Consider the following 11,111-nt stretch of genomic DNA (forward strand, 5'->3'; position numbering starts at 1 on the left):
GCACGCGGCTCGCGAAATGGCAATCGGTAGTGGATTCGCCACGAGGGCGTCCGCCAACCGCCTGTCGAGGCATGGCTGCAAAGCAGCCGACACTGTCGTTTCGGCATGTCATGCCTCGCGAAGCCCGCGATTGCACGAGGCCGCGACGTGATCCGGCTTTCATGGACGGGCGTGTCGATTATTTCCTCGCCGGAACTATCCCGAAAAAACTTCTGCCATACGCCCGGCCTCCTCCATGGGAAAGCCTGAAACCCTGCTTGCCAATCGACGATGCGAAGCCCATCGCTGCCCGCTCGTCACCCGCACGGCTCACCCCGATGGCCGCTCACCGAGCCCTCGTCCGCATCCTGCCCCGAACACTGCTGGCGCCGTCAGCGGCGCGTGCGCCGCGCGCGATAGATCGAGATCGTGCCTGCCCCCAAGCACGGCACGAGCCGCATCAGCATGCCGCCTCCTAGCGCCGCGAACGCGTCGGCGCTAGCCAACAGCACCGCTCCCAAACCACATTCGGCAAGCACTCCTACTCGCACCTTGCGATCGCGCAACGACATGCTTCGCACTCCGGATAATCTATCACCCCGTTACGCCATCGCAAGCCCACACGGCTTTGCCCATCAAAACCGGAATCACCCCATCCCCCCGCACTGCCCTGCTTGACCCGAGTCAACCCGGTCCGCTTCCCACGGGTGTTTCATAACTGCCGACATAGCAAAAAGATCCGCAATACACCCAGGGGGAACCGAGATGCCGTCACCAAGACTTTCATCGCGCTCGTACAAACGCCTTTCCATCGGCATCGCGGCCGCCGTCGTGCTCGGTGTGGGTGGCTTCCTGCTGCTGAGTTCGCCATGGATGTGGTCGATGACGCATCCGACGCGCAACGTCGCGAGTCCCGGCCCGGCCAATCCCGTCAACGGGCGCGAGCTCTTCTTGGCCGGCGACTGCGCGACCTGCCACGCGAGTCCGGGCCGCCACAACCCCCTGCTGCTCGGCGGCGGCAAGGCGCTCGACACCGCGTTCGGCAAGTTCTTCATGCCGAACATCTCATCCGATCCCGATGACGGGATCGGCCGCTGGACACTGGCGCAGTTCACGCGCGCGATGCGCGAAGGCGTCGGCCCCGACGGCCGGAACCTCTACCCGGCGTTCCCCTATACCTCCTACCAGCGCCTGAGCGCCGACGACGTGCGCGACCTGTTCGCCTATCTGAAGACGCTGCCGCCGGTGCCGGGCAAGGCGCCCGTCCACCAGTTGGCGTTCCCGTACAACCTGCGGCGCGGCGTGGGCATCTGGCGGCTCATGTTCCTCGACGGCAAGCCGCTCGACGGCGGCGGCCCCGCGCCCGGTACGCCGGCCTCGCTCGGCAGCACGCCTGCGATCCACGATCAACTGGTGGCACGCGGCCGCTATCTGGTGGAAGGCGCGGCCCACTGCGCCGAATGCCATTCGCCGCGCAACATGATGGGCGCGATCGAAAACGGCGAGCGCTTCGCCGGCGGCCCGGCGCCGGACGGCAAGGGTTATTTCCCGAACATCACGCAGAGCGACACCGGTATCAACTTCTGGGCCGCTGCCTCGATCGTCAATTATCTGAAGACGGGCGTGAGCCCGCTAGGCAAGACGGCCGGCGGCGACATGGCCGAGGTCGTGCAGAACACGCGGCAGTTGCCCACGCGCGACCTCTGGGCGATGGCCACCTACCTGAAGACGATCCCGGGCGTCGATCGCCCGGCTCCGGGCCAGCCGGAGCCGAACCGCACCGACAAGGTGGTGATGATCCCGGTGCGGCACGACGATTCGCCGCTGCCGGCCTCGCCGCAGGCCGACGTCGCCCGGACCGATACGCTCTACGTGGCGGCCACCAAGCCATTCTTCGGCAAGGCGGAGACGGTCGGCCGCAGCGACGGCAGCGACGGCAAGCTGCTGGCCGCCGCCACGCTGCACGTGCTCGAGCGCGACGGCGACGTGCTGCGAGTCGAGCTCGACGGCTGGCAGCCGGCCGGCGTGACCTCGGTTATCTACGCCCGCCGCGGCAAGCGGATCCTGTCCGCGCTGCTCGACGACACAGCGGCGGCCGGCCTCGAACGCGGCCCCGCCCAGGTCGATGCAGACACCGGCGCCGCGTGGACGCCAGTCAAACTCAGGGCGTGGATCGACGGCACCGATCTCAACACCAGCGTAGCGAATCTCTGGCGCTACTCGTCGGCGCTGCTGAACGGCACCTGCGCGGCCTGCCACTCGCTGCCCGAGCCGCGTCAGTTCTCCGCCAACCAGTGGGTCGGCACGCTCAACGGCATGCGCCGCTACACGTCGCTGACCGACGACCAGTACCGCATGCTGCTGAGCTACGTCCAGAACCATGCCCGGGACACGGCACCGCCTGCCGCGGCGAAGCCATGAGCCCCGCCGCCAACGGGCAGGCGGCCCGCGTTGACGAGCGCGAAGCGGCGGCAGCCGTGGCCGGCTGGTTCGGCCGCCTGCTGCTGGCGCCGCTCGACGCCGCGACGATCGAGATCCACCGCAACGACACGCTGCACCGCTTCCTGCTCGACCTCGGCAGCGCGCTCGGCCGGCCGGCCGCGGCCGAGGCGCTCTCGCGCTTCCTGCGCGAGCCCTCGGCCGAGCACGCCGCGGCCCGCATGGGCCATCGCTTCGTGCGACTGTTCGAGGGCGTGGCCGGTCCCGACGTCATCCCGCTCTACGAAAGCGCGCACACGGGTGACGGCTCGAGCCTCTATCGCGCGCCGTTCGTAGAAATGCAGGCGATCCTGCGCGAGCTCGACGTGGCCGTGGCCGATACCTGCCGCGAGCCGCCCGACCATCTCGGGCTCGAACTCGCCGCGTTGGCCGAAGCACTGGCCCAGCAAAAGCCGGCGCTGGCCGACCAGTTGGCCGCGCGCCTGCGCGGCTGGGTGCCGAACATCGCGCGCGCCCTGGCCGCGCGCCACGACACCGGTCCCTACAGCGAGCTCGTCACGCTGCTGGACGCCTTTCTCTCATACCTGCCACCGGCCGCGACGATGCATGGCGCGCCGGGCGAGCGACCTTCCTTCTAGGAGTCTCCGATGTCTGCCGTCACGCCCAAGCCTCACCCGACTCTCGACCGGCGCGCCTTCATCAAGAGCGCCTCCGCCCTGGCCGCGCTCGGCGCGCTCGGTGTGTCGCCGTTCAGCCGCGGCGCGCAGGCAGCAGCGCCGGACCGCACGGTGCTGTCGGCCTGCCACTGGGGCATCTTCCGCGCGCGCGTGCGCAACGGCCGCTTCGATCGGATCACACCGTGGGAGGGCGACCCGCACCCCACTCCGATGCTGCAAGGCGTGCGCGATTCCATCTATTCGCCGACCCGCATCAAATATCCGATGGTGCGCCGTGCCTGGCTCGAGCACGGCCCCGGCGCCGATCCGGACGGCCGCGGCACCGGAGACTTCGTGCGCGTGAGCTGGGAGCGGGCAATCGCGCTGGTGGCCGGCGAACTCGACCGCGTGCGCAAGCATCATGGCAATACGGCGATCTACGCCGGCTCCTACGGCTGGAAAAGCACCGGCAAGCTGCACAGCTGCCGCGTGCTGCTCTGGCGCATGCTCAAGCTGTACGGCGGCTTCACGAGTTCGCTGAGCAACTACTCGGACGCCGCCACCTCGGCCGTGCTGCCCTACGTGGTGGGCTCGGCCGGCGTAGTCGATCAATGCACGACCTGGCCCGTGATCGCGAAGCACACGCAGGTGCTGGTGCTGTGGGGCTGCAACCCGTTCAACACCTGCCAGATCGGCTGGCTCGTTCCCGATCACAACTACTTCGACCTGATCAAGACGGCGAAGGCGGCCGGCATCAAGGTGATCTGCATCGACCCGATCCGCACCGAAAGCTGCAAGCTGCTCGACGGCGAATGGATCGCGCCGCGCCCGCAGACCGATGTCGCGATGATGCTCGGCATCGCCCATACCCTCTACAGCGAGAAGCTGCACGACGAGGCATTCCTGAAGCGCTATACCACCGGCTTCGACGCGTTTTTGGCCTACCTGACCGGCCGCACCGACGGCACGCCGAAGACGCCGGAATGGGCCGCGGAGATCTGCGGCATCGAGCCCGCCAAGCTGCGCGAGCTCGCCCGCACCTTCGCCACGCACCGCACCATGCTCGCGCTCGGCTGGTCGACGCAGCGCCAGCAGCACGGCGAGCAAGTGCCGTGGATGCTCGTCACGCTCGCCGCGATGCTGGGCCAGATCGGCCTGCCCGGCGGCGGCTTCGGCCACGCCTACCACTACAACGCCGGAGTGCCCACCCACACCTCGCCGAGTCTTCCGGGCATGACCGACGGCAGCTCGGTCAAGGAACTCCGGCCCGGCTGCTATCCGGGCAACACCTCGTCGTATTGCCTCGACGAACAGGGCCCGGCGATTCCGGTCGCACGCGTGGTGGAGATGCTGCGCAACCCGGGCAAGACGATCGACTACAACGGCGGCAAGCTCACCTATCCGGACGTCAAGCTCGTCTACTGGGCGGGCGGCAATCCGTTCGCGCACCATCAGGACCGCAACGAAATGGTGCAAGCCTGGAAGAAGGTCGAAACCTTCGTCGTCCACGACTTCCAGTGGACGGCCAGCGCCCGCCACGCCGACATCGTGCTGCCCGTCACCACCTCTTATGAGCGCAACGACATCGAGCAGGTGGGCGACTTCGCGCTCAGCCACATCGTGCCGATGAAGAAGGTGATCGAGCCGCTCTACGAGGCGCGCTCCGACTACGACATCTTCGCGGACATCTGCGCAAAGATCGACCGGCGCGACGCGTTCACGGAAGGCCTGACCGAGATGGACTGGATCCGCCGCTTCTACGAGAAAGGCCGGCTGGTGGCGCGCGCCAAGGGCATGGAGATGCCGGTGTTCGACGTGTTCTGGGAGAGCGACGCACCGCTTGCATTCCCGCTCGCCAAGGGGCCGACCGACTATGTCGCCTATGCGGACTTCCGCGCGGACCCGCTGCTCAACGCGCTCGGCACCGCCTCGGGCAAGTTCGAGATCTATTCGAAGACGATCGAGAAGATGCACTACGACGACTGCCCGCCGCATCCGACCTGGATCGAGCCGGTCGAGCGGCTCGGCGGCCCCACCGCGCGCTTCCCGCTGCACGTCGCGGCGATCCATCCGAACTACCGGCTGCATTCGCAGCTGTGCGGCACGGCGCTGCGCGAGATCTATGCGGTGAGCGGGCGCGAGCCGTGCTGGATGAACCCGAAGGACGCGGCCGCGCGCGGCCTGAAAAACGGCGACATCGCGCGCGCCTACAACGACCGCGGCCAGATCCTGGTCGGCATCCGGGTGACCGACGACATCATGCCCGGCGTGATTCGGATCAACGAGGGCGGCTGGTACGATCCGGCCGATCCGCGCCGAGCGAACACGCTGTGCCGCTACGGCGATGTCAACGTGCTGACCACCAGCATCGCAACCTCGAAGCTCGCGCAGGCGACCTCGGCGCAGACCGTGATCTGTGAAGTGGAGAAGTTCCACGGCCCGATCCCGCCGGTGCGTGTGTTCGACGAACCGGACGCGCAGGCATCGCCCGCCGGGCGCAGCAGCAAGCGCTGAACGCCGCGCGGCGCACAAGCCCCCTGCCGTGCTGTCGGGCGGCATGGTGCAATGTGCCGCGACCGCGTCCGAGCTGACCGACAAGCCGGGACCGCTGCGATTCGAGCCGCGCTGCAGCGCCGCCGTCGCGCTCACGCCACCGGAATCGGGTTCTCGACCACCGCCTGGTTGAACTGCGCGACGAGCCCGTGCTCGCGCGGGCCGGCATTGTCGCGGAACGCCCGTGCTGCCTCCACCACCACCTCGTGTTCGGCCGTCTCGAGCCGCTCGAGCAGCTCGGCAATGAAAGCATCGAGCGGCATCGCGCGCGGGTCGCCGCTCTTGCGGACAAGATCGGTGTCCACCCACGGCGGTACGATCTCGAGCACCGTCACGCTGGTATCGCGCAACGCAAACCGCTGCGACAGCGTGTAGGAATGGATTGCCGCCTTGGTCGCCGAATACAGCGCGGTCGCCGCAAGCGGTACATAGGCGAGCACCGAGCTGTTGTTGATCAAATATGAGGCAGGCTGGCGCTTCAGGTGCCCGACGAACGCAGCGCTCACGCGCACCGGGCCGAGCAGGTTGGTGTCGATGAGCCGCACCGCCTGCTCGTCGTCGAGCGCGCCGGCAGCGTCGTCGAGCGCGCCGGCAGCGTCGTCGAACGGCATGATGCCGGCGTTGTTGATGACCACGTTCAACGACGGATGGCGTTCGATCACCTGCTGCGCGGCGCGCCGGATGCCAGCGGCGTCGCCGATGTCGAGCTCCACCGTGTCGATGCCGGGGTTGGCACGCGCGATCTCGTCGAGCAGCGCGCGGCGGCGGCTGGCGATGATCACCTGGTTGCCGCGCCGATAGAGCGCTTCGGCCATCGCGCGCCCGATGCCCGACGTGCTGCCGGTGATGAAGACGGTATTTCCGCTCAGCTTCATGATTCGTTATCCTCTGTTTTACCGTTAGCTATCGATTTGATGAAAAGTTCCGCCTTACCACCTCATCGCGCCACCGCATAACGCGGTGCCGGCAAATCGCTCGACAGGTGCGGCGCCATCGCCTGCCGCGCCGCCTCGTAGGCCTCCCATTGCTCGCCCGCGTGCAGCGACGGAATCGTCACCAACTCGCCGCGCTCGAAGCCGACCAGCGCGGCATCGACCATCGCCTGCACCGGCATCACGATCTCCTTCGGCAGATGTTCGACCGGCAGGCCACCGGTGCGCCAGAAGTCGGTGGCCGTCGCCCCCGGCAGCACCGCCTGCACGCGCACGCCCTGGTCGGCCAACTCGTGGTGCAGCGACTGGCTCAGTGCCAGCACGAACGCCTTGCTGCCGCCATACACGCCGTTCAGCATCTCCGGCGCGATCGCGACGATCGAGGCGATGTTGATGAGCGCGCCGCGGCCGCGCGCGACGAAGCCCGGCACGGCCGCATAGGTCAGGCGCATAAGCGCGGTGACGTTCAGCTCGATCATGCGCGTCATGTCGTCGACGTCACTGTCGAGCAGCGGCTTGTGGGTGCCCACGCCGGCGTTGTTGACGAGCAGCGTGATGCTGGCATCGCTGCGCAGGCGCCCCTCCACGGCCGCCAGGCCCGCGCGCGCGCTCAGATCGGCGACAAGGATTTCCACGTTGCGCTGCGTTGCAGCGGTAATGCGGCGCGCGGCGTCGTTGAGCCGCTCGCGGCTGCGCGCGACCAGGATCAGGTCGTAGCCGCGCCGGGCAAGCCGATCGGCATAAACCGCGCCGATCCCCGAGGAAGCGCCCGTGATCAGTGCCGTGCCTGGATGGGTGTGCGTCATGATTTCTCTCCGTAGTGGGTCAGATGGTGATGCAGTGAGAGAATTTTGATGCGATTCTGTTTCGGCACAAATGACGTAGATGGTCATGTTTTATGCCATTTCGGCGGCGCATGGAACCGCGATTTCTCGCCGGACACACCGTTCGAAATTTTTATCATCCGATTCGTCGGCACGGCTCCGCCGGCAGTCTTTCACCGATCGAGTTTGAACGGTGCTCCACGCTAAACGGCTCGTGAGCGCCCACGAACCTCTGGTCGGCCCAGGTATGGAATGCGCAGTTGCATCGCTTTCCCCCAAATTCCCCCTGAGGCAATCGGAAAAGCTTGAAAATCAAAAATTAAATAATATTTATTGATTTCAATATTAATTAATCAACATGCACGTTACATTACGATTTCATCTAGATTTCTTTCTAGTACCATCGACATATCCTGTTCTTGAGTAGCAGTGCGCTTCGGAGTCCGGCTACGATTCTGCGGCGAATGCTTGAATGGGCGCGGATTCACGAGCCCGCCTCACGCCAAGATGCCGATCGAGGCATGGCGACGAGAGCACAACGAGGTGCGGCCGAAGAAATCACCGGGTGGGCTGACACCGGCGACTTATGCTCGCCAACTGGCGGCAAAAGCAGAAACCTCAACCCCGGATGCTAAAGCCACATACCACTGAATGCGCAGGGCATCCTTATTTACATCGCAGCAGGAAGAGAACCCAGCCAACGATACAGGCATATTTTTTGACGGATGTTGTGCCCGATCGTGCTTGATCATGGAGCGCAGTCGTGAACAAAATTACCGTAGGCGTCGCGGACGACCACCCAGTCGTTCTACAAGGCGTTCAGCACATGCTATTGTCGAGCCCTGATATCGATTTGCATTTTCAAATCGATGCCATCAAACCACTGCTTGTGCAGCTAGTTGAGTCTCCGGTTGACGTGCTTCTCTGTGACTACGAATTCGAAGGAGACCCCGAGGCCGACGGCCTTCATCTGCTTGGCCGAATTAGGCGCATCGCGCCCCACACTCGAGTGTTGTTTCTCAGCTGCCATTGCGCCGCCTACACCGTCTCAGCCGCGCTGAGCGCGGGCGCCTCCGGGTTCATCGGCAAGAGACGCGAGGATTTCGCTAACCTCATCACCGCCATTCACGCGGTGAAAAGTCGCGGCTTCTACCTAGCCGACTCGATTGCCAGCCGACTGCTGGCAACGACGGGGCACGCCACCAACGACATTTGCTTGAGTCTCAACAAGCTTTCGGCGAAGGAGGCGGCCGTGGTGCGGCTAATCTGCAATGGGCTGTCGATCAACGACATCGCCAAACGCCTGAAACGTAGTCCGAAAACCATCAGCAATCAGAAGAACGCGGGCATGAAGAAGCTCGGCGTGAAGAACGATATCGAACTTGCCTCGGTGATGCGCGAGTGGCGTTGATTGAATGTACCCCTGTCTCCTTCGTCAAGCGCTAGGGCGCTGACTTGGGTTGGTACTCTCATGCCCCATGGCTTGGGACGGCCTCGCTCGTTCGCACAGTCTCCGAGATATTTAAGTGAAACGTCCGAGGCAATCAAGCTGCCGATAGGGTCGCAGGCCGCGTCGCGAAGTATGCCTCATCCGGCGTCTGATCTGTCCGACTCGAATGGGGCCGTTTCCGGCCGTACCACACGCCCTAGTCCCCGATCGTGCGCCGGCTTTGCGCTCCATCGACAGCCGGATGCCTCGGCCCGGCACCGGCTCGGTGAGCGCATCCGGCTTGAACTGGCTATCCTGATCCGGTTCACCATCTCCGGCAACCGGTGGCGGATCAACGCTTCTTCGGCCGTTCAGCGGGTCCAGATCAACGATGCATCGATGTCGCGAATCCGCGCTCGGCCGACGAGCGCCATCGCGGCCTCGAATTCGGTCTGCAGGATCGTCAGCATGTGGGCAACGCCGCGCATGCCCCCGACGGCAAGCGCGTGCACGACCGGTTGACCGATCAGCACTGCCGACGCACCGAGCGCGAGCGCCTTCACGACGTCGGTGCCGCGGCGGATACCGCCGTCGAGCAGCACGGGTACGCGCCCGGCAACTGCGCTCGCAACGCCCGGCAGCGCCTCGAGCGCGGCCGGCAGCGTGTCGAGTGTGCGGCCGCCGTGGTTCGACACGATCAGTCCCGCCGCGCCGGCCGAGAGCGCCTGCTGCACGTCGGCCGGGTTCAGTACCCCCTTCAACAGGATCGGCAGTACGCTGCGCTCGGCCAGCCACGCGATGTCGGGCCAGGTCGGCGCGCCCCCCAGCATCTGGCTGAACACCGGGCTACCCGTGCGTGCGACGGCGGGCGGTGGCAGCGCGCAAGCAGCGAGGTTGACGGCCGACACGCCATGCGGCAGGCGAAAGCCCGCGCGCTGCTCGACGTTGCGCGCGCCGCTCACGACCGCGTCGAGCGTGACAACGATCGCGCGGTAGCCGGCCTGCTCGGCGCGCCGGACCAGCGTGAGCGTATCGTCCCGGCGCGGCAGCCAGTAGAGTTGGAGCCACAGCGGCGAACTCGCGCGCTGCGCGATCGCTTCGAGCGGTACGCTCGCCTGCGCGCTGACGGTCATCCAGGTGCGCGTCAGCGACGCTGCCTCGACCGTGGCGAGTTCGCCGTCGGGATGCACGAGACGATGATAGGCGGTGGGCGCGAGCAGGATCGGATAGGCGAGCGGCGTGCCGAACAGTTCGCTGCTGGCGCTGGCGCCAGCCAGATCGGCCAGCGCGCGCGGCAGCAGCTTCATGCGCGTGAACGCTTCGTGATTGTCGCGCTTCGTGATGCCGTCGGCTGCCGCGCCATCGATGTAAGCGGCAATCGCCGGGTCGCAAAGCCGCGCGAAGTGCCGCGCGTAATCGGCGAGCGACACCGTGTCGTCGGGGATCGTGTACGGGGCGCTGTCCGCGCGTGCGTTCGGCTCTCCGCTCATAGCTCCGACCACCGGCGCAGCAGGTTATGGTAGTGGTTCACGAGGCTCAGCACCGCGAGATCATGGTCACCGAGCTTGCCGCGAATGTCGATGATCGCGAGATCGAGTTCATGCAGCATCGTGCGCTCTCCGGCGTCCTTCACGAGCGACTGCGCCCAGAAGAAGGCCGCATCGCGAGTGCCGCGCGTGATCGGCTCCACGCGGTGCAGCGTCGACGCGGGGTAGACGATCTGATGGCCGGCGGGCAGCTTGACCGCCTGCACGCCTGCGCTCGTCTCGATCACCAGTTCACCACCGTCGTAGTCGTCGGGGTCCGACAGGAACAGCGTGCTCGACACGTCGCCGCGAATCCACGCGCCGGCGCCCCCGGGGATGGCCTGGATCGCATTATCGACGTGCCTGCCGTAGGTCATGCCGGGGCCGTAGCGGTTAAAACGCGGCCTCAGCACACGCAAGGGCAGCACGGCCGAGTGATAGGCGCTGTTGCGACCGAGCGCGGCCAACACGATCTCGCTGAGCTCGCGGGCGACCTCGCTGTCGGCCGGGATCTGCAGGTTATGCTTGACCCGCGCAGCCTGATCGCCGGCCGTTACGGTGCCGTCTTGCCAGGGCGCGGCAGCCAGCAGGCGCCGGCACGCGGCGATTTCGTCACCTGTCAGCACGTCTGGGATGTGAATGAGCATGGGTTCCTCCCTTCGTATGAACTGCGGTGCGCACTCGCGGCGGCGAGTACGAATGGGCGGGGGAGCCAGCCCGGTGCCGACGGAGCCCGACAAGCGCCCGGTGGCACCGCGTTCGGCATGTCGCGG

10 protein-coding genes and 1 pseudogene are annotated in these 11,111 nt (G+C 66.2%); 5 read left to right on the forward strand and 6 right to left on the reverse strand.

The genetic code is table 11. The features are described from left to right. Nucleotides 1-371: 371 nt before the first annotated feature. Nucleotides 372-551: a hypothetical protein gene (locus KS03_RS30835; RefSeq protein WP_127913870.1), complete on the reverse strand. Its 180-nt coding sequence runs from the start codon at nucleotides 549-551 to the stop codon at nucleotides 372-374. Between the two features lie 193 nt (nucleotides 552-744). Between KS03_RS30835 and KS03_RS02130 the strand changes: the two genes are divergently transcribed. The 3 genes from KS03_RS02130 to torA are packed head-to-tail and all read left to right on the forward strand — an operon-like array spanning nucleotide 745 to nucleotide 5,588. Beyond that, entirely contained in the window at nucleotides 745-2,400 is a 1,656-nt protein-coding gene (locus KS03_RS02130; RefSeq protein ID WP_012733060.1) for a c-type cytochrome, read from the forward strand. Beyond that, a complete protein-coding gene (locus KS03_RS02135; protein WP_012733059.1) occupies nucleotides 2,397-3,056 on the forward strand; it encodes a TorD/DmsD family molecular chaperone in 660 nt (219 codons plus the stop codon). Before KS03_RS02130 ends, KS03_RS02135 begins: the two co-directional genes overlap by 4 nt. Nucleotides 3,057-3,065: 9 nt before the next feature. Further along, the gene (gene torA / locus KS03_RS02140; RefSeq protein WP_017432137.1) at nucleotides 3,066-5,588 is read left to right on the forward strand and encodes a trimethylamine-N-oxide reductase TorA; all 2,523 of its coding nucleotides are present in this window, start codon (nucleotides 3,066-3,068) and stop codon (nucleotides 5,586-5,588) included. 131 nt (nucleotides 5,589-5,719) lie between these two features. Here torA and KS03_RS02145 read toward each other — a convergent pair whose 3' ends face one another. Further along, nucleotides 5,720-6,502, reverse strand: a complete 783-nt coding sequence (locus tag KS03_RS02145; protein WP_012733057.1) for an SDR family oxidoreductase — start codon at nucleotides 6,500-6,502, stop codon at nucleotides 5,720-5,722. A 62-nt stretch (nucleotides 6,503-6,564) separates the two neighbouring features. Further along, entirely contained in the window at nucleotides 6,565-7,365 is an 801-nt protein-coding gene (locus tag KS03_RS02150; RefSeq protein ID WP_012733056.1) for an SDR family NAD(P)-dependent oxidoreductase, read from the reverse strand. 453 nt (nucleotides 7,366-7,818) lie between these two features. On the opposite strand from KS03_RS02150, the pseudogene KS03_RS29365 reads away from it, so the two are divergent. After that, nucleotides 7,819-8,034, forward strand: a pseudogene (locus KS03_RS29365) (integrase core domain-containing protein); the annotation flags it as partial. Here the strand turns inward: KS03_RS29365 and KS03_RS32155 are convergent. After that, nucleotides 7,968-8,135, reverse strand: coding sequence for a hypothetical protein (locus tag KS03_RS32155; RefSeq protein WP_162486896.1), 168 nt, complete (start codon nucleotides 8,133-8,135; stop codon nucleotides 7,968-7,970). The pseudogene KS03_RS29365 and the gene KS03_RS32155 overlap by 67 nt on opposite strands. Before the next feature lie 11 nt (nucleotides 8,136-8,146). Between KS03_RS32155 and KS03_RS02155 the strand changes: the two genes are divergently transcribed. Further along, nucleotides 8,147-8,794 carry a response regulator gene (locus tag KS03_RS02155; RefSeq protein ID WP_012733055.1) on the forward strand — a complete coding sequence of 216 codons (648 nt, stop codon included), beginning with the start codon at nucleotides 8,147-8,149 and terminating at the stop codon, nucleotides 8,792-8,794. Nucleotides 8,795-9,183: 389 nt separating this feature from the next. Here the strand turns inward: KS03_RS02155 and KS03_RS02160 are convergent, their stop codons facing one another. Both KS03_RS02160 and KS03_RS02165 read right to left on the reverse strand, forming a co-directional pair. Further along, a complete protein-coding gene (locus KS03_RS02160) occupies nucleotides 9,184-10,302 on the reverse strand; it encodes an alpha-hydroxy acid oxidase (protein ID WP_012733054.1) in 1,119 nt (372 codons plus the stop codon). Beyond that, the gene (locus KS03_RS02165; RefSeq protein WP_012733053.1) at nucleotides 10,299-10,985 is read right to left on the reverse strand and encodes a Fe2+-dependent dioxygenase; all 687 of its coding nucleotides are present in this window, start codon (nucleotides 10,983-10,985) and stop codon (nucleotides 10,299-10,301) included. Before KS03_RS02165 ends, KS03_RS02160 begins: the two co-directional genes overlap by 4 nt. Between the last annotated feature and the right edge of the window lie 126 nt (nucleotides 10,986-11,111).

This window comes from Burkholderia glumae LMG 2196 = ATCC 33617 (assembly GCF_000960995.1).
Lineage (GTDB): Bacteria > Pseudomonadota > Gammaproteobacteria > Burkholderiales > Burkholderiaceae > Burkholderia > Burkholderia glumae.